Source organism: Sphaerisporangium fuscum, assembly GCF_018531465.1.
GTDB lineage: Bacteria > Actinomycetota > Actinomycetes > Streptosporangiales > Streptosporangiaceae > Sphaerisporangium > Sphaerisporangium fuscum.
Genome location: NZ_JAHDTF010000029.1, coordinates 17,567 through 36,024 on the forward strand (window position 1 = coordinate 17,567; position 18,458 = coordinate 36,024).

General features: G+C 70.9%; 11 protein-coding genes. 5 read left to right on the forward strand and 6 right to left on the reverse strand.

All coding sequences use genetic code 11. The annotated features are described in order from the left end of the window. Nucleotide 1 precedes the first annotated feature (1 nt). The 4 genes from KIK05_RS32895 to KIK05_RS32910 are packed head-to-tail and all read right to left on the reverse strand — an operon-like array spanning nucleotide 2 to nucleotide 13,446. Nucleotides 2–5,095, reverse strand: coding sequence for a type I polyketide synthase (locus KIK05_RS32895; RefSeq protein WP_214414740.1), 5,094 nt, complete (start codon nucleotides 5,093–5,095; stop codon nucleotides 2–4). Beyond that, nucleotides 5,092–10,164 (reverse strand): non-ribosomal peptide synthetase, encoded by a 5,073-nt coding sequence (locus KIK05_RS32900; protein ID WP_214414741.1) that lies wholly within the window; start codon nucleotides 10,162–10,164, stop codon nucleotides 5,092–5,094. The genes KIK05_RS32895 and KIK05_RS32900 overlap by 4 nt, the downstream gene beginning before the upstream one ends. Continuing rightward, nucleotides 10,151–11,209 carry a GNAT family N-acetyltransferase gene (locus tag KIK05_RS32905; RefSeq protein ID WP_214414742.1) on the reverse strand — a complete coding sequence of 353 codons (1,059 nt, stop codon included), beginning with the start codon at nucleotides 11,207–11,209 and terminating at the stop codon, nucleotides 10,151–10,153. Before KIK05_RS32905 ends, KIK05_RS32900 begins: the two co-directional genes overlap by 14 nt. Next, on the reverse strand, nucleotides 11,206–13,446 hold the full coding sequence (locus KIK05_RS32910; RefSeq protein WP_214414743.1) for a lantibiotic dehydratase: 2,241 nt from the start codon (nucleotides 13,444–13,446) through the stop codon (nucleotides 11,206–11,208). The genes KIK05_RS32905 and KIK05_RS32910 overlap by 4 nt, the downstream gene beginning before the upstream one ends. A gap of 123 nt (nucleotides 13,447–13,569) precedes the next feature. On the opposite strand from KIK05_RS32910, the gene KIK05_RS32915 reads away from it, so the two are divergent. The 5 genes from KIK05_RS32915 (at nucleotide 13,570) to KIK05_RS32935 (ending at nucleotide 17,676) form a co-directional block, all read left to right on the forward strand. After that, complete coding sequence (locus tag KIK05_RS32915) at nucleotides 13,570–14,580, forward strand: GNAT family N-acetyltransferase (RefSeq protein WP_214414744.1); 1,011 nt, start codon at nucleotides 13,570–13,572, stop codon at nucleotides 14,578–14,580. 123 nt (nucleotides 14,581–14,703) lie between these two features. Beyond that, nucleotides 14,704–15,429 carry a thioesterase II family protein gene (locus KIK05_RS32920; protein ID WP_214414745.1) on the forward strand — a complete coding sequence of 242 codons (726 nt, stop codon included), beginning with the start codon at nucleotides 14,704–14,706 and terminating at the stop codon, nucleotides 15,427–15,429. Next, on the forward strand, nucleotides 15,426–16,364 hold the full coding sequence (locus KIK05_RS32925; RefSeq protein ID WP_214414746.1) for an aldo/keto reductase: 939 nt from the start codon (nucleotides 15,426–15,428) through the stop codon (nucleotides 16,362–16,364). Before KIK05_RS32920 ends, KIK05_RS32925 begins: the two co-directional genes overlap by 4 nt. Continuing rightward, nucleotides 16,357–16,650, forward strand: a complete 294-nt coding sequence (locus KIK05_RS32930; RefSeq protein WP_214414747.1) for a phosphopantetheine-binding protein — start codon at nucleotides 16,357–16,359, stop codon at nucleotides 16,648–16,650. The genes KIK05_RS32925 and KIK05_RS32930 overlap by 8 nt, the downstream gene beginning before the upstream one ends. A gap of 6 nt (nucleotides 16,651–16,656) precedes the next feature. Further along, nucleotides 16,657–17,676 (forward strand): MupA/Atu3671 family FMN-dependent luciferase-like monooxygenase, encoded by a 1,020-nt coding sequence (locus KIK05_RS32935; protein ID WP_214414748.1) that lies wholly within the window; start codon nucleotides 16,657–16,659, stop codon nucleotides 17,674–17,676. Here the strand turns inward: KIK05_RS32935 and KIK05_RS32940 are convergent. Continuing rightward, entirely contained in the window at nucleotides 17,669–17,968 is a 300-nt protein-coding gene (locus tag KIK05_RS32940) for a hypothetical protein (protein ID WP_214414749.1), read from the reverse strand. The genes KIK05_RS32935 and KIK05_RS32940 overlap by 8 nt on opposite strands. Nucleotides 17,969–18,159: 191 nt before the next feature. Further along, a complete protein-coding gene (locus KIK05_RS32945; protein WP_214414750.1) occupies nucleotides 18,160–18,456 on the reverse strand; it encodes an acyl carrier protein in 297 nt (98 codons plus the stop codon). Nucleotides 18,457–18,458: the final 2 nt, after the last annotated feature.

Sequence of the window (18,458 nt, forward strand, 5' to 3'; positions counted from 1 at the left end):
CTCACACCTCCCCTTTCTCCGTGAGGGACTCGGCCAGCGCGCCGACTGTGGGATGGTCGAACATCGCCACGATGCTCATCTGCACACCGAACTCGTCGCGTATGCGAGACATGAGCTCGACCGCGGTCAGCGAGTTGCCGCCGAGCTCGAAGAAGTCGCTATCGGCACCGATTCCCTGGTGCCCGAGTACCTCGGTCCACAGCGCCGCCAGCCGCTCCCGTACGGAAGCGGCTTCGTCCCGCGCGGCAGAGCCGTCCGAGGGGACCTCAGGCACGCCGTCGGCCGGCCGGCGGAGTACGGGCCCGATGGGCGCGGCCAGCGGGGCAGGCCGAGCATCGGTCGGCCGCACCGGCTTGCCGTCCTGGTGCGGCGCGATGGCGACCTGGTACGGGTGCCGCCCCTCCAGCAGCGCCATGAACAGCCGTTCGCCCTCGTCTGGGTTCAGCCCCGAGAAGCCGGCCGGGTCCGGGTTCCGCGGCAGCCGCGAGAGGTCCACCTCGCGCATGGTGTAGCCGCTGACGCTGGCCACCGGCCGGCCGTCCCCGCCGTACACGTCCACGTCCGCCACGATCAGACCGCCGCCCGCCCGCCTGCGCCGGATGCGGCTGATCACGTGAGCGGGCAGGTCCTCGTACAGCTCCAGGGATCCGCACCGGAACGGCAGGTGTGGCTCGTCCACACCGGGCACACGGGCAGCGGAGAGCGCGTTGTCCAACAGCGCCGGATGGGTGGCGTGGCGCGTCAGCTCCTCTTGGAATGCGGGCGGCAGGGCCAGCTCGACGAAGAGTTCACCGGACGCCCCACGACCTGAGGCCATCTGGTTGTCCCAGCGTGGTCCGACGTCCGCGATCCCCTCACCGGGACTCTCCAGCGGCTTCAGCAGCGCGGCCCATTCGGCGGGGTCGAGGCGGGACGGCGACGTGACGCAGGGCCGGATGGAACCGGTCACGTGCAGAGTGGGCCCGCCGTCGCCGGGCGGTCTCGACCGGATCTCGAATGCCCACGCCTCGGCCTGCGGCCGGAAGGACACCTCCAGCTCGCGAGCCCCCTCAGTGCTCAACATCTGCCGGAACACCACCTCGTCCAGGCGCACTGGTATGTCGGGCGGGCCGACGGTCTCCCTGAAGGCGCGGATGGCGAGGTCGAGGTGACCGGTCCCCGGCAGGGTGGGCACGCCCCCGATGCGGTGCTCGGCCAGGATCGGGCAGGTTGCCGGGTCGAGCACGGTCTTCCAGACCTGGCCTCTCGCCGCCATCCCGACCGTGTGCCAGGACGGCCAGTTCAGGCTCAGCACCGGTATTCCCCTCCTGGTCAACTCCGCGGCCTGTGCATCCATGAAGGCGTTGGCCGCGGCGTAGTCGGCACCGCCCACGAGTCCGCCCAACGCGGCCCGGCTGGAGAAGAACACCACGAAGTCCGGCATCGGCCGGCCGTCGAGCGCCTCCACCAGGGCCAGGGTGCCGTGCACCTTGGGGCGCAGCACGGATTCCGCCGCCGCCCTCGGCCGTACCAAGAGCATGCCGTCGCCAGGCACGCCGGCGAGGTGCACGACGCCGTTCACCTCGCCGTGCCGGGTGCGGACCAGGTCGAGCAGGCGGCGGACCGCGCGCCGGTCGGTTACGTCGCACTTCTCGACGCTGACCCGGGCACCCATGGTCTCCAGCGCGGCGATCTCCCGCCGCTGCCACTCGCCGGCTGGCCCGTTCCGGCTGGCGAGGACGAGCGTGGGCCGCAGCCCCGTGCGGGCCAGCCCGCGGGCGACGACCAGGCCGAGGCCGCCGAGCCCGCCGGTGAGCACGTAGACACCATCGTGGCGGACGACCCCTGCGCCGGGTCGTGGCCGGTACGCGCGCTCGGTGCGCACCCAGGTCCTGCTGCCCCGCACGGCGATCACAGTCTCGGCGGACGCGGTGATCGCGTCGGCCAGCTCGTCCGCGGACGCCGGGTGGGCCACGTCGATGAGCCGGGCGCCGAGCTCGGGAGCCTCCAGCGACAGCGTGCGCACGGCGCCGTGCAGGGTGGCCTTGGCCGGATCGAGCGGTTCGCCTCCCGTCACGTCGGCCGATCGCCCCGCCAGCACCAGCAGGCGTGGCGGCACCGGTCGCCTGGCTGCGCGTTGTGCCATGCAGGTCAGGCTGTGGTACGTCTCGACGAGCTGCTCGTCCACGGTGGCGGTCGAGGGCTGCTCCCAAGGGGCCAGCGCCAGTGCATGCACCAGCAGCCCCGGCTCGGCCCCCCGGGCGGCCAGGACGGAGAGCACCCTGTCCAGGTCCCCATCATGGCCCGGACGCATCCTGAACTCCTCGTCGACCTCGGCGAATCCCGCGCCCGGGCGTACGATCGCCACCCGGTGGCCGGCTCGTCGCAGGGCCGCCACGCTGAGGAGGGAGACGTCCGCGTCGTGGGGCAGGAGCACCAGGGCGGTGCCGTCACCCGCAGGCCCGGGCGGGCAAGGCCGCTCGACCCAGGCAGGAAGGGTCAGGGCCGAGGGCTCATGCACGGGCGGTTCGGGACGGGCCTGCGGCCAGTGGCGGGCGCGCCGGTAGGGGTAGCCTGGCACCGCTGTGCGATGGACCGGCTCCCGTTGCCGTACCGCCAGCCAATCCACCTCGTGCCCTTCCGCCCAGAGCGTCGCCGCGGCGGCCAGTGCGGACTCGTGATCGGGCCCCTGCCCGAGCGTCGGCAAGGCAAGGGGCGCGGACGGGTGCGCCCGTGCCAGAGATGTGAGCGTCCTGCCGGGTCCGACCTCCAGCAGCACCCGGCCCTCGTCGGCCAGCAGTCGCGTCATCGCCCGGTCGAATCGGACGGGTCGCACGATCTGCTCGGCCCAGAACATGGGGTCGCGGGCCTCCGACGTCACCCGCTCGCCGGTGGTGGCCGAGATGAGGGGCACGATCGGCTCTCGGAGGGTCACTCCGTCGAAGGCCGCGGCGAAGCGTTCCACGGCAGGCGTCATGAGCGGGCTGTGGAAGGCGTACGAGGTAGCCACCGGCGTGCAGGCGAGCCCCTCCGAGCGTAGCTTCCGGCGCGCGTCCTCGATCTGGTCGGCGGTTCCGGCGAGCACCGTCTGCCGCGGGCCGTTCACGACCGCCACGCTCACGCCGTCCGGGAGCCCATTCTCGATTCGCTCCACGGGAGCGGCCACGGCCAGCATCCGCCCTCGCGACATCGCGGCCATCGCCTCGGCTCTGGCCGCGACGAGCCGTATCGCGGAGGGCAGGTCGAAGACGCCGGCCACGGTCGCCGCGGTGAGCTCGCCCAGGCTGTGGCCGACCACCACGCCGGGCTCGATTCCCCAGGCCCGCCACATCGCGGCCAACGCGTACTCCACCATGAGCAGCAGCGGCTGCGCCGGCTCGTCGCCGGAGAGCCAGGCGTCACGCAGGTGCAGGCCGTGCCCGGCGACCAGGTCGAGGCAGGTGTCCATGGTGGCGCTGAAGGTCTCGTCCACGCCGTACAGCCCGGCCGCGATGCGCGTGTGCCGCGCCCCTTGCCCGGGAAACAGGAATGCCACAGGCCGCGGGGAAGCGCCGGTAGGGCCGCGGACGACCCTGCCCGCATGCAGGGCCTCGGCGCTCTCCTCCGCGCTGTGCGCCACCAGGGCGGCGCGGACCGGGTGCGGCGTCCGGCCGTCCTGCAGGGTGCCGGTCATGTCGGCGAAGTTCCGCTCACCGTGCCTGCGCAGGTGCGCCGCCAGCCGCTGCTCATACGCGTGCAGGGTCGCGTCGTCACGCGCCGACCAGATCACCACGCGTGGCCGCTCCGGCGCCACCGTGCGCACCGTATCCGGGCCTTCCTGGACGACCAGGTGCACGTTGGTGCCGCCGATGCCGAGTGAGCTCATGGCCGCTACACGGGGACGCTCGGCCCGCCTGTCCCATGGCAGCGTCGTCCCGCTGACCGTGAACGGCGTCTCGTCCAGCTCCAGCCGGGGATTCGCGTCGGTGAAGTTCACGGTCGCGGCCCGACGGCCGTGCTCCAGGCAGAGCGCCAGCTTGATCAGCGATGTCACGCCCGCCGCGTGCCCGAGGTGGCCCACGTTCCCCTTGACGGATGACAGGACCAGGCCACCCGCCTGGCCCTGCCAGTTCATCGACCGGTAGGCCCGGCTCAGGGCGGCCACTTCGATCGGATCGCCGAGCAGCGTGCCCGTGGCGTGCGCCTCGATGTAGGACACATCGGTCGTGGTGACCTCGGCGAGCGTCATGGCCTCGCGGATGACGGCGACCTGGCCGGCGACGCTGGGAGCCGAGAAGCCGGCCTTCGCCGCGCCGTCGTTGTTCATGGCGGAGGCGCGTACGACGGCCCAGATGTGATCGCGGTCCGCGAGCGCGTCGCTCAGCCGCTTGAGCACGACGGCGCCGCCGCCCATGCCGAACACGGTGCCACTGGCTCGCGCGTCGAACGGGCGGACGTGCCCGTCCCTGGACAGCGGTCCGTCGGGATCCCAGCGGTAGCCGTGGTGAAGCGGCGCCTCGACCGCGGCGCCGCCAGCCACGGCCACGTCGCATTCGCCCGTGCGCAGCGCCTGACAGGCCAGGTGGACGGCAACCGCCGAGCTGGAGCACGCGGTACTCACGGTCAGCGAGGGCCCGCGGAAGCCGAAACGGTACGACAGGTGGGTCGAGAGGTAGTCTCCCTGCGTCAGCGCGCCGGCCGCCATACCTCCGGCGACGGCGTCGAGCGCCTGGCTCGGGAGGGCGTCGCGGTAACGGCTGTCACCCGCCGTGCCGAAGACGCCGACTTCGCCGCCGACCCGGTACGGGTCGTACCCGGCGTGCTCGATGGCCGAATGCGCGACCTCGAGGAAGAGGCGGATCTGTGGATCGAGTACGGTCGCGTCCCGTGGTGTGAACCCGAAGAAGCCGGCATCGAACATGTCGAGGTCGGATGCCTGCGCCGCCGCTCCGACATAGCGGGGGTCCGCCAGCAGGCGCGGGGACACACCCGCGGCCAGCAGTTCCTCATCGGAGAGGAAGGTGACCGCCTCGTGCCCCTCGTCGAGGTTCTGCCAGAACTGCTCCACATCGCGAGCTCCGGGGAAGCGGCCCGCGAGTCCGATGACGGCGACGCAGTCGTCTGGGTTCGATCTCATGCTCGTCCTTTCTTGGACACCGCGGTGTCACGGGCCGCGAGTCGCCTGGCACGCAGCCCGCCTAGCTCAGCGCGAGACCGGGTGACGTCATCGAGGGCGACCTCTCCGGACGCCAGGAAGGCCGCCAGGTGGTGTACGTTCGGGTGGGCGAACAGCGCAGTCGGGGGGATCTTGCGACCCAGCTCTCGCTCCAGGGCCACGTGGGCGCGGATCATCGACATCGAGTCGGCTCCCAGGTCGAAGAAGTTCTGATGCAGGGGTACGTGCTCCGCGCCCAGGACGCCCTGCCAGATCGACGCGACCAGCCGCTCCAGCCCTGTGGCGACCTCCTGGGAGCGGCCCGGCTGCGGGAGGCGGGGCGCGACCGCGAGCGCGGCACGGTCGACCTTGCCGTTGAGGGTGAGCGGAATACGCTCCACGGCCACCACGGACGAGGGCAGCATGTGATCGGGCAGCGTGCGGCGCAGCCGCTCCCGCACATCGGAGACAGGCTGGGAGGCGTCGGGGACCACGTAGGCGACGATCCGGCTTTCGCCGTCGGCGCCCACGCGCACGGCGCCGGCCGCGTCCTTCACACCTGGGCACTCCCGCAGCCGGACGTCCACCTCGCCGAGCTCGACGCGATGGCCGCGGACCTTGACCTGATCGTCGGACCGCCCCAGGACCGTGACCAAGCCGTCGGGACCATAGCGGCCCAGATCTCCCGTGGCGAAGCGCCGGTGCTCGGGCACGGGGTCCGCGTGGAAGCCGCCCTCTTCCCGCAGGTAGCCCAGGGCGAGGTACGGACTGCGCACGACGATCTCGCCGCGCTCGCCTATTCCCGCGGGACGGCCGCCGGGCCGGAGTACGAGCAGTTCGAAGCCGGGGATGCCCGAGCCCACGGGCACGCGCTCCAGGGCAGCGTCTCCCGAGCGCACGTCGTACGCGCCGGCGAGTTGCGGCGTCTCGGTGGCGCCGTAGCCGTTGACGATCTGCGCCGACGGAGCCCACGAGGCGATGTCAAGTAGGTCGCGCCCGCTCAGCGAGTCGCCCGCGCAGCAGACCAGCCGGACCCGTTCCGGAACCGGCGCCCGCTCAGGCAGCGCCAGCATCCGGCACAGCGCCGGGGTGACGTGGAGGACCGTCACTCCCTCGTCGCGCAACCACCCTCTGAGCGCGGCCGGATCCCGCATCAGTTCGGTGGGCGGCACGCAAAGCGTGGCTCCCGCCCAGAGGGGTGCGAGGATATCGCGTAGCAGCGGGTCGTGAGCGATCCCCGAAACGAGCGCGAAGCGGTCGTGACGGCCGAGCCGGTATCGCCGGACGTACCAATCGAGGAAGTGCGCCAGCGGCCGCGTGTCGGCGCTGATTCCCCGGGGCGCGCCTGTCGTGCCCGATGTGAAGGCCACGTAGGCTGCGGTGTCCGGCAGCGGAGTTCCCGGTCCGTCAGGCCCAGGATCCGTGATCTTTCGCGCGGCCGCGTCGGGGGTGGCGATCCACCGCACGTCCGGACCGGGCAATGCGGCCGCGGGGGTACCAGTCAGCTCTGCTCCGAGACGGACGCCGGCCGCGGCCAGTTGCTCGGCGAGGCGGGATCGCGGGTGGTCCGAGTCCAGCACGGTGAAGCGTGCCCCGGTGGCCAGGATCCCGAGCAGGGCGGGCACCAGGCCTGCAACGCGGGCCCCGTGGACGGCGACGACCTGGTCCTCTCCCGTACCGGTCGCCGTCAGCGTCCGTGTCCACGCCGCCGCGGCGGCGTACAGATCGGCGAAGGTCAGCACACCGTCGCGATCCCGTACGGCAGGTGCGGACGGCTGCTCCCGGCCGCGTCGCCACAGTTCAGGGAGGAGTTCCGGCACGTCTTCCCGCAGGTCTGCCGTACCCTTGGGCAAGATCTCGGCGGCCGGTCCGGTACGCAGGTCGTGGGCGGCCAAGGGCGTTTCGGGGCTCGCGCAGGCCGCGGCCAACAAGAGCGAGAGCTGTTCCAGCAGCTCCGCGACATGCGCGGAGTCCAGCCTCCCCTGGTCGTACACCGCCTCCAGCCGATAGCCGTCGGCTCGGTCGGTGACGTAGATCCCCAGGTCGAACAGCGCTCCGGGCAGCGGCGGCTCGGCGACCTCCACTTCCAGCCCCGCCATGGAGGGGGGCTCGACAGATCGGCCCAGTAGGTTGAGCCAGACCCTGAACAGCGGATTGCGCCCGCCGCCTCCCGCCAGCCCGAGATCGGCGACGATCTGGTCGAACGGCACATCGGCATGGGCGATGGCCTCCGCCACCGTACGCCGGGCCGCGCGCAGCACCTCGCTGAAGGCGGCCTCGGCGGGTACGGCCATGCGAAGGGGCAGCGTGCTGACGCAGAAGCCCACCAGGTGGGCGTTCTCCGGGCGGTCGCGGTCACCGAACGGGCCGCCGATCACCAGGTCGTCCTGTCCCGACCAGCGGCTCAAGAGGGCGGCCAGGGCGGCCAGCAGTGCGGCGTACGGGGTGGCGCCATGCGCCCGGGCGACGGCGCGCACCTGGTCGGACAGGTCCGCCCCAAGGTCGCGTGTCGTCCTTCCGGCGAGCCCGGCTCGCGACCGCTGAGGTGGCTCGGGCAGGTCGAGGAGCGCGGGAGGTGAGGCGAGCGTGGAGCGCCAGTAGTCGCGTGCGGCCTGGCCGTGGCCGTCCTGCAGGCGCCTGTTCTGCCAGGCCGCGAAGTCGGCGTAGCTCCTGCGGACGGGCTCAGGTACCGGACGCGCGCCACTGGCCAGCGCCGAGTAGATCTCACCCAGCTCGCGCACGAGGATCCGTTCCGACCAGCCGTCGAACACCACGTGGTGCGCCACGAACACGAGATCGTGCTCGTCGGGGCCGCGGCGTACCAGCGTCGCACGACACAGCGGGGCCGCACCCAGGTCGAACGGGCGCAGAACGGCGGCTTCCACCGGATCGGGCCCGCTTTCGGGTGCCTCGATGACGTCCAGCGGCACCGTCACATCGGTTTCGACGTGGGTTTCAAGCTCGTCCGCGCCGTCCGCGAATCTCGTGCGCAGCGCGTCGTGCCGGGCCACGAGCAGGTCCAGGGCCTGGCGAAGCACATCTTCGCGCAGGCGGCCACGCAGGCGCAGGAGGGTGGGCAAATTGTAGGACGGGTCACCCGGGTTCAGCCGGTGCACCGTCCACAGCCGCCGCTGATGAGGTGACGGCCGATGACCGCTCGCCGACGTGACGGGCTCCGCCGGGGGCAGGCCGTCGAGGTGGCGCGCCAACTCGACGACGGTGGGAGCGCCGTACACGGCGGCGGCGGAGGCGTCGGCCCCGCACGCGTTTCGCAGGGTTAGTGCCAGCCAGGCGGCGGCCAGAGAGTCACCGCCCGCCTGGAAGAAGTCCTCCTCAAGACTGGCCGGCGGGCTGCCCAGCACCTCCGTCCAGGCCCTGATCACCACCTCCTCGGTGGCCGTCCGCCCTGCCGGAGCCGTACCGGGCCGGACGCCGATCCCGTGGTACCCATCCGGCATGTCCTGGGCTGACGCCGCCTGGACCGGCTCATCCGGGGCCGGCACCCCCTGCACCGGCGTCGACGGCAACGCGCGGCGGTCCAGCTTGCCCGCTGGGGTCAGCCACAACGACGAGGTGATCACGACTTCGGCAGGAACCATGGCGCTGGGCAGTTCGCGGGCCGCGAACCGCCGGATCCGTTCGGCTAGCCCGGCGGCCGGTGATGTCGGAACCACATGGGCGACGAGCATGTGGTGGTCGCCGCGTGAGGCTCGGGCGACGGCGACGGCTCGCACCTGGGGGTGGCGAGCCAGCACCGCCTCCACCGACCCTAGCTGGAATCGGACGCCGCGGACCTTGACCTCGTCGTCGAGGCGGCCCAGATGGGTCAAGACGCCGTCGGACCGCAGGCGCACCAGGTCGCCGGTGCGGTACATGCGCTGCCCGGCCCCTCCTCCGGTCAGCGGGACGAAGCGTTCGGCGGTGGCCGCAGGGCGGCCGAGGTACTCGCGCGCGAGCCCGTCTCCCGCCAGGAACAGCTCGCCGGGAAGCCCGGGGGGCACCGGTGCCAGGTCCTCACCGAGCACGAGTGCCGTGACACCGGGAAAGGGCTTGCCGATGGGGACGAGGTCGCCGTCGAGCGTGTCGTCGGTGACCTCGTGCCAGGTGCTGTCGACAGCGGCCTCGGCCACCCCGTACGAATTGACGATGCGGGTGAGCTGACCGGTCACGCCTCGCAGGCGGCGGTACTCGGCGGCCGTCCACTGCTCGCCGCCGGAGATGGCCAGGCGCACGGATGGCAGGCTTTGCCCGGTCTTCTCCAGCCATGACACGAGCAGCCGCCACACTGACGGCGTCAGCTCCATCAGGTCGATCGACTCACGTTCGATCAGCGCGTGCAGGGCGGGCGGGTCGAGGAGCACATGCGTGGGGCACAGCACCAGCCGACCGCCGGACAGCAGAGCCCTGGCGATGTCACCGACGTGCACGTCGAACGCCGCGCCGGCCCCTTGCAGCACGGCACGCGGCTCCGGCGTGAGTTCGTAGCATTCCTCCCAGGCCCGGTAAACGCAGGCGAGTGCCCTGTGCGGCACGGACACCGGCTTAGGCTCGCCCGTCGACCCCGAGGTGTGGATGATGTAGGCGAGCCGATCGGCGCTCATCTCGACAGCGGGCATCGATGACGCCGGGGCGTTCGGCGAGCCCGGAAGGGGAAGTTCGTCGCCCGCCGAAGCCGGAAGTCGATGCGGTACCAGGCCGTCCCACGGCCCGGGCGGACCGACGACGGCGACCGGCGCCGCACCTCGGATCATGGGCTCCACCCGCCCCGCCGGCGTGTCCGGATCGATGGGCAGGTACGCCGCGCCGGACGCCCACACGCCCAGCACCGCGACGATCCAGTCTGCCCCGCCCTTGTCCGCCACCACCGCGACAGGCGCATCCGGTCCCGCTCCGGCCGCGCGCAACCGATGGGCCAGCCGGAAGGCCCTCGCCGCCAGTTCCCCGTACGTCAATGTGACAGAGCCCGCGACGAGCGCCGTCTGATCGGCCCGCTCCTGCGCCACCGTGGCGAACAGGTGATGTACCAGCTCAAGCCGGTCATCGTTGCGCAACGATGTCCCCCTCCCAGCCAAGGCTGCGCAGCCGCCGGACCGAGGCACCGCGCCTGCGCTTGGCCTCCAACGCCTCGGCCCCGACATAGACCCGGCGCACTCCGGCGGCGATGGCCCGCTCGATCGGCTCGAAGAAGGTGAGGTTGAAGTACAGCGCCTGTTCCCGCACCGCCGGATGGCCGTAGTCGCACCCCCATGCCCGGGTCCGCCAGTGCGGACCCGCATCCCACAGGGTCACGAATGCCACGGGGGCCTGTCCGTCGAACGCCACGAGCATGGAGCAGTGCGCTCCCATCGCGATCGAGGTCGAGGTGAGGTACTGGCGCATCTCGTCCTCCGTCGCGGTGGTGCCGTACTTTCGCTCCACTTGAGCCAGGAGGGGCAGCACCGCCTCCACGGCTTCCAGTGGCGGTACCGAGCGCACGGTCAGGCCGGATTCCAGCAACGCACGGCGTTGCGACCGCACCTGACGGCGACGCTGCTTCGGCAGCGCCGCCACGTATTCACTGAACGAGGTGTATGGGAGGTCGAAATACGCCTCGTCGCGGCAGGCGAGCCTGGCCGGGCCCGGGGGCAGCGCCGACCGGACCGCCGCGTGCTGCTCCTCGTCGAGGAGGGGCGCGCTGATGAGCTCGGGACGATACCGGCCCGCCACCGTCCAGGCGACACGGAGCAGGGCCGGGAGCAGGGAGATGCGGGCCGTCATCATGTTCGGCGTCACGCCGTCCGACCCGATCAAGGATACGGAGCTCCAGGTGAACCGGTCCGACTCGCCGAACAGCACGGCCGCCTGCTCGCTCTCGAAGAACCCGCCGGGTGTCGGATAGATCGGAACCAGGCCCGCCAGCCCAGCTCCGTCGACGGCGACCACGTAAAGAGTCGGCAGGCCGTTCAACTCACGGATGAGCTGCCTGCGGTCCAGCTCGCGGAGGGCCTGCTCGGGCACGAGCGGTGTGCCACGCTTGGGGAGCAGCCGGTCGACCTCCTCGATGGTCTCGAGCACTTCGATCGCGCAGCCGCGCGGCAACGTGGTTTCGCGCGTCATGCCGGACCCGTCCGCGGAGCGGGCCAGGAGACGACCGGCGCCGGCGTGGGATCGACGGCCACGACGCGCAGCTCAGAGGTGTAGGCCCGGCCCGCGGGATCGGTGAGCCACAGTTCGCCCGGCCCTGGGAGCATTTCGACGAGATCCACGTGGTCTGCGGTCCTGAGTACCCGAACGAGGTTGTCCATCAGCACCGGCGAGCGGAGGTCCGCATAGAAAGGTTTGGCCTGACCGGGTATGCGCGCGAACACGTGCCTGGACACGCCGAGCCCTGAGAGGTAGGCGCGCATCCGGTCGTGGCCGGGGTCCACGGCTCTCGTCCGCAGCGGGGCCTGCGCCGCTTGGACGCGCCATGACCGGCGGCAGACGGTCAGGTCACCGATGGCCGCCCGGAAGCTGTGCCGCCCGGGCGCCCTGATCTTGAACAGGTTGACCACCAGGGCGCTGAGAAATTCTCCGAACACCTCCAGGACGGGCGCCGCCCAACGGTCTGCCTCGGCCACAGCCACCAGCTCGCCGTCCCGCTCCATGACGAGCAGGCCGGTGGCCGGGGTGCTAGGTGCGCCGGACGGATGCCCCTCGTCCGAGCCGTACGACCAGTAGCGGTAGTGGCCGGGCGGGTCGAGGGCGAGAGGCGGATAGGTGCGTGAGCTGACAGCGGGGGAATCGTTCGGGTAGATAGGTACGATCCTGCCTCCCGGATGGTCGGCGGCCACGGCGCGCAGGAGCTCACCGGGATCGTCGGCCTGGGTGCGGAAGACGCGGCTCTCCAAGGTGTTCAGCGCGACATGGAGCTCGCCGAGCACCCAGCGGTCTCCTTCGGCCGTCCGCCAGAGCAGCAGATCGGGGCTGTGCACCCTCGCCGCCGCCCACAACCGTCCGGAAGCAGGAAAGAGCCGGTCGGCGAGCTCACGCGCGTGACCTTCCGGCACGATCAGGTCCCTGTCCCCGGGCGGGAGGATCTCCGCCCACCTGAGCTGGAAATCGGCCAGCACGTCCGGGATCTCCTTCGCCCCTGTGCTGAGGAGCTCACCGGCGGCGAACTGGAGATCGGCCATCGTGACATCCGCCCGTCGTGTCCTCAACTCCCGATAGCAGCGGCGCAGCTCCTGCTCGACGACCTCGCCCACCTGACCCGCCAGCCAGCGGGCGCTGTCCAGCAACACCGAGAGCGGCCCGCTCAACGTGTCGAGCAACGAGGAGGCGATCGTCGCGTCCAGATTCCGGCGGCAGTCCAGGTACAAGGGGGTACGCCGCCCCGCCACGCGTTCCTGCCCGAGGGCACCGTCCGTGGCTTCCGCGAGGCGGCGGTCCACCTCGGCCAGCGCGACACGCAGGCGTTCGGGATCCTGCCCGGCCGCGGCCACCTCGTCGCGGGCCCGCTCCAGCCCGTCGAGCACCTCGGCGAGCCGGCGCCGCACGTCCGGATCCGTCACGGTCGCCACCTGGCGTCTCACGTGCTGCTCCGGGGCACTGTCCAGGGGCACGCGAAAGCCGATCTTCAGGACTCCCTGCCGCTCCAGTTCTGTCACCGTCTGCTCGGACTCCGGACCGCAACGCTGTACGAGATTTCCGAGGGAGACATCCGGGGTCAGCGCCCGAATGACGCGACCCATCGGCTCCACGCACGCAAGCGGCGGCCGGCGCGGGCGCCAGATCGCCCCGTCACTGAGCGTGCACGCGGGATCGAGCCGCACGGGCAGGTGGGCACGTAGCGCCGGATCCCGGTTCCACGACCGCACGACGGCCTCGACCGCCCACACCTCGAAGCACACGCGAGAGGACCGGATGGTCGTGTCCCCGCTGGTCCGCGTCTCGGACTCCCCCAGCCTCGCCCACGCCACCGGGCCGAAGAAGCCGATGGTGTCGTTCTTGACGCAGTACCGCTGTACATAGCGGGCGACCAGTGCCTCCCTTTTGCGACGGCGAACAGGCCCGGTCCGGCCAAGCGAGGCGACGTGCCGGCCGATCCAGTTGTCCACCGCGCGGGGGTTCTGCCACGTCATGGCGGTGCGCACGACAGGATCAGACAGAAGCGAGTCGATCGCCGCACCGGTGGCGGCGTTGACGGCCTCGTCGCGGGCCGCCCCGGGCGGCAGGCTCACCTGCGCGGGAGCCAGCGGATCCAGCAGCCCGCACGGCAGGCCGGCGGAGCGGAGCGCGGCCAGTCGCCACAATCCCCACCCGCCGGCGATCGCCACGAGATCGGCGCGCCGATCCTGAATGTCAGACGCCATCGCGCCCCTTCTACTCGGACCCTGGGCTCACCGCCGCACCGTAACTCTCGATACCGGGCCGGCACCTGTCGCACCTTTGCGGGACCTGTCCACCCGTCCGTGGGCAGGCACTATGAGACCCTTATGAGGAAGGGCACAGAGGTCGAGGTAGTGACCGCGATCTTCGGCGACCGTGCGATCACTGGGGACCGGCCTGGCCCGATCTCCTCGCAAGAGGCTCGCGAGCTGCATCGCATCGAGCTCATCCGCCAGTACCACGGCCTGCGGACCTTCTACGTGATCGCGCGAGAGGCCGACGACGTCATTGGGTTCCTGCCCGTCTACCCGGTCTCCCGGGCGTTCGCGCCACCTCGCATGGTCACGGGTCTCTTCGCGGACCTGCCGCACTGGTCCAGCGCGCTCTTGCTCGGGAGCGACGGCTCGATCCCCTCTCTCCTGACGACGCGGCCAGAGACGGCGGGCGAGCTGATCGCCAGGGCCCTGACGCTGGACAGCGCACAGGGGCATGGCATCGCCTGCCTGATGCACGCCGACGACGCGCAGTTCGAGCTGGTGCGCCCGTTCCTGCCCGAGGCCGCCTGGCCGGGAGAACGCCAGGAAGCCTATTTCGAGCTGCCGTTCGCCTCGTTCGAGGCATATGTCGCCACGCTGTCCCGGAACGGCAGGAAGCAGGCCCGCCGCGAACGCAGGCGGTTCCTGGACAGCGGACTCGAGCTCAGCGTCGTGCCCGCCATGGACGCGGTCGAGCTGGAACCGCTGCTCACGCAGGTGGAGCGCAAGTACGACGCGAACGCCAGCGCTGAATGGGAGGAGCTGTTCCTGTCCTCCACCGCACTGGCGATGGCCGAATGCGGCACGGCGCTGGTCGTCCACGACTGTGGCCGTCCGGTCGCCTTCACCGTGCTCTGGCAGGTTGGATCCGTGTGGCGGGTTCGCTGCTGGGGGTGTGACTACACGCATCCGGCAGTCAGGGACGCGGCGTTGTACGCCAACCTGACGTTCTACGAGCCGGTCATCCGGGCGGGTCAGGCAGGCGGGCGGCTGCTGATGGTCGGCACGGGGACTCTGGAGGCGAAGCTCAGGCGCGGCGCCTCGCTCCGCCGCCTGCGCAGCCTGGCTTGGGAGCACCAGTGAGCCCGGATTAGGGGACGTGCCGCCGCACCACATCCTCACCAAGGATTTCCCCATGCGTCCATCAAAGAGATCGCGCCGAACCACCGCCCGCGTACGGCGGGCTCAAGGGGGCGGTGTCGCCCGGTGACCGACTGGTTCGTCCCCCTGTCCCGCTCAGCCACAGGAGCGACCCGCCATATTTACGCCTTTCCGCAGGCCGGAGGCGGTTGCTCCACCTTCGCCGAGCTGGCGGACCGGCTGCCTCGCGACATCGCGCTCTGGGGACTGAACCTGCCCGGCAGGCAGGCCCGATTTCTGGAGCCCCCGTGCACGGACTTGGACGCGCTGGTCGGCGCGCTCGCCTCCGCTCTGGCGGGACGCGACCGGCCGGTGCTGTTCGGCTACTGCTCGGGCGCCTGCCTGGCCTTTCTCGTGGCCCGGCGGCTGCGCAAGGACTGGTCGCTCTCGCCCGCGGCGCTGATCGCCGCCTCATATCCGGCGCCGGACCGGGCACGGCCGCCCACTGACCTGCACGCCCTGGACAGCGAGGCGTTCTGGCGGGAGGTCCTCTCGCACGGCGGCGTACCGGCGCGGGTCGCCGCGGAGCCCGACTTCCGCGAACTCTTCGAGCCGGCGCTGCGCGCCGACTATGCCCTGCTGTCCACCTACCAGCACACGGAGGAGGAGCCGCTCGACGTGCCCATCACGATGATCTCCGGCGTGTCCGACCCGGTTCTGCACTATGAGGACATCGACGGCTGGGGCGGGCACACCGCGAGGGAGTTCGCGTCCATCCAGGTGCCGGGTGATCACTGGCTGCTCAACGGCGACCTGACAGCTCTGGCCCACACCATCGGGAGGGCGGCATGAACACGATTCTGGGCAAGACCGGTCTCGAGGTGTCGAGAATCGCGCACGGCACCTGGGAGCTGAGCGGTCATTGGGGAACATTCGACGAGGACGAGGCGATCAACGCCATCCGGCACTCCAGAAACCTGGGCGTGAACGTCTTCGACACCGCTCACGCCTACGGCTGGGGCGCGGCCGAGCGGGTGCTCGGCCGGGCCCTGCGCGACGACCTGAAGCGCCGTAGGGACGAGGTCGTGATCGTGACGAAGGGCGGCATGGGCATCGACGACGACGGCCGCCCGTTCCCCGACTCCGGCCGGGCCATGCTCCGCGTCGGCATCGAGAACAGCCTGATCTCGCTCGGCGTGGACCACATCGACATCTACCTGGTGCACGTGCCCGATCCCGACTTCCCATACGACGAGGTCGCCGGGTTCCTCCAGGAGTTCGTCGAGGCCGGGGTCATCCGCCACGTCGGCGTCTCCAATTACGACACCGAGCAGATGACCGCCTTCGCCGCGGGACGACCGGTCGAGGTGCTGCAGGCTCCCTACAACCTTCTGTGGCGAGAATCCCAGGACACGGTCCTGCCCTTCGCCCGTGGGAAGGGCATCGGTGTGCTGACCTACGCCCCGCTCGCGAACGGCCTGCTGTCGGGCGCCCTGACCGGGAAAGAGATGTTCGCTGGCGACTGGCGGGCCTTTTCCGGCAATTTTCGGGGCGAACGATACGAGAAGACCCTCAAGACGGCGAGCAAGCTGGCGGCGTTCGCAGCCGGCGAGCTGAACGTGACCCTGCCGCAGCTGGCCGTGGCATGGACGCTGGCGAACGGCATGGTGGACTGCGCGATCGTCGGCACCCGGCAGGCCGGACACATCGAGCAGGCGGTCCGCGCGGCAGACCTGCGGCTCGGCGCCGCCGAGCTCGCGGAGATCGACCATCTCATCAATGACTGACAGCGGAGGCATCGTGGTGGAACCCTGGGACGACTCTTTCGAAACAGTACTCCGGCCGCATCTCATGCTCCTGGAACCGGGCATGCCCATTGCGGCCGATCTCGACCTGCGTGAGGCGGGACTGGACTCGCTCACACTGATCGAGGTGCTCATAGCCATCGAGACCACGTACGAGATCGAATTTCCCGACGCACTGCTCACCGGGGAGACCTTCCGCACGCCCGGCACGTTGTGGACGGCCATCTCCACCATCCGTGACGTGCCCACCGGGCAGGCGGCGAGCTGAGTGCCGGTGACCAGGAGCACGCCCCGTCTGAGCGTGTTCTTCTTCTCCAGCGCCGACACCGGAGCGGTTCCGGGACGCTACGCGTTCATCCTGGAGACCACCGCCCTGGCGGAGGAGCTGGGCTTTGAGGCCGTGTGGGTGCCGGAGCGGCACTTCCATCCGTTCGGCGGACTGTTTCCCAATCCCGCGGTGCTGGCGGCGGCCTTGGCGGCCCGGACCAGCAGGATCGCGGTCCGCGCGGGCAGCGTGGTCATGCCGTTGCACCATGCCGCCCGGGTGGCGGAGGAGTGGGCGATGGTGGACGCGCTGTCCGGCGGCCGGGCCGGCGTGTCGTTGGCCACCGGGTGGAACAGGGGCGACTTCGTGCTCAGCGACGTGCCGTACGAGGAGCGCCGCGAGCATACCTTCGCCACTGTGGACACCTTGCGAGCGCTGTGGCGCGGCGAAGAGGTTCGCTTCGACACCGACGAGGCGCCGGTGCGGACGTATCCGGCGCCCATCCGGCGGCCCGTCCCGCTGTGGCTGACCGCGACCTCGGGGCCGGAGACCTTCTCGGAGGCGGGCCGGCGCGGCTGCAACGTGCTGACCGGCTTCCTCCAGCTGGACGGCGAGCAGCTGGAACAGAACATCAGGATCTACCGCGATACGTATGCCGCACATCACCGGGACGGGACCCCCCACGTCACGTTGATGCTGCACACGTGCGTGGGCGACACGACGGAGCAGGCGCTGGCCGCGGTCGAGGAGCCGCTGCTCACGTACCAGCGGCAGTTCCTCGACTTGCGGGACCGCGACGTCCAGGCGGAGGAGGACGAGCTCACCGACGAGGAGAAGCATGATCTCGCCCGCTACGCCGCCCGCAAGTACGCTTCCGGCCGCGGGCTCGTCGGAGACGTGGAAGAGGTCGCACGGCGGTTGCGGCAGCTGGCCCTGGCAGGCGTGGACGAGGTGGCCTGCCTGGTCGACTTCGGCGTCGAGCAGGAGATGGTCTTCCAAACGTTGAAGCGGCTCTCCGCTCTCACCTGAACAGCCCGGTGAGCTCCGGCACCTCGCCCAGTTCCCAGTCCGTCGCCACGGCGGGCGCCAGAACCGCCGCCTGGTCGGGCGCCGGTTCACCGGACAGAATGATCATGGCCACACGCAGCGGCCACTCATCGTCGTCGAAGCCGCGTCCTCGGTACTCGTAGCTCAGCCGCTCCGCCGGCCCTATCTCATCATCGCCCACCTCATGCAAGGCCAGATGGTTACACCCACCGGCGGTGATGCCTATCGCGGTGCGGAACGCCTCGTAGCATTCGGTCAGGCGCCGTAGCGCCACGGCCATATCCTCGATCCGGCATTTCTCCGGCACACGGAACAACTGGGTGCTGTTGAAGTAGTAGTGGTGCGGACGGCTACGTGAGAACCGATGCCCACATTTCGCGCTGCGCCCAGGTCAGCAGCCTCGGCCGGGCCTCGGGGGCGCGGAAGGCGACGGTGATCTCTCCGGTCGGGGTCGCGTCGGTCATGTCAGACTCCCGGCGTCCACTCGATCTGGTGCCAGGCCTGCGGGCCGCTCCAGGCGGGAGCGTCCACGACGAGCACGGCGAGTTCGCGCGGGGTGGGATGCTCGAGCAGGGCCACAATATCGATCTCCTTGCCCAGCTGGGCTCGTACCCTGGAGCGGATCCGGACCGCGGCCAGCGAGGTCGCGCCGAGATCGTGGAGGTTGCTGTCGGGGTCGATGTCCGAAGTCTTCAGCACGCTCTTCCAGATCGCGACCAACTGCTCGGCCACGTCGTCGAGCGTCTTGTCGGATGCGGGCATGG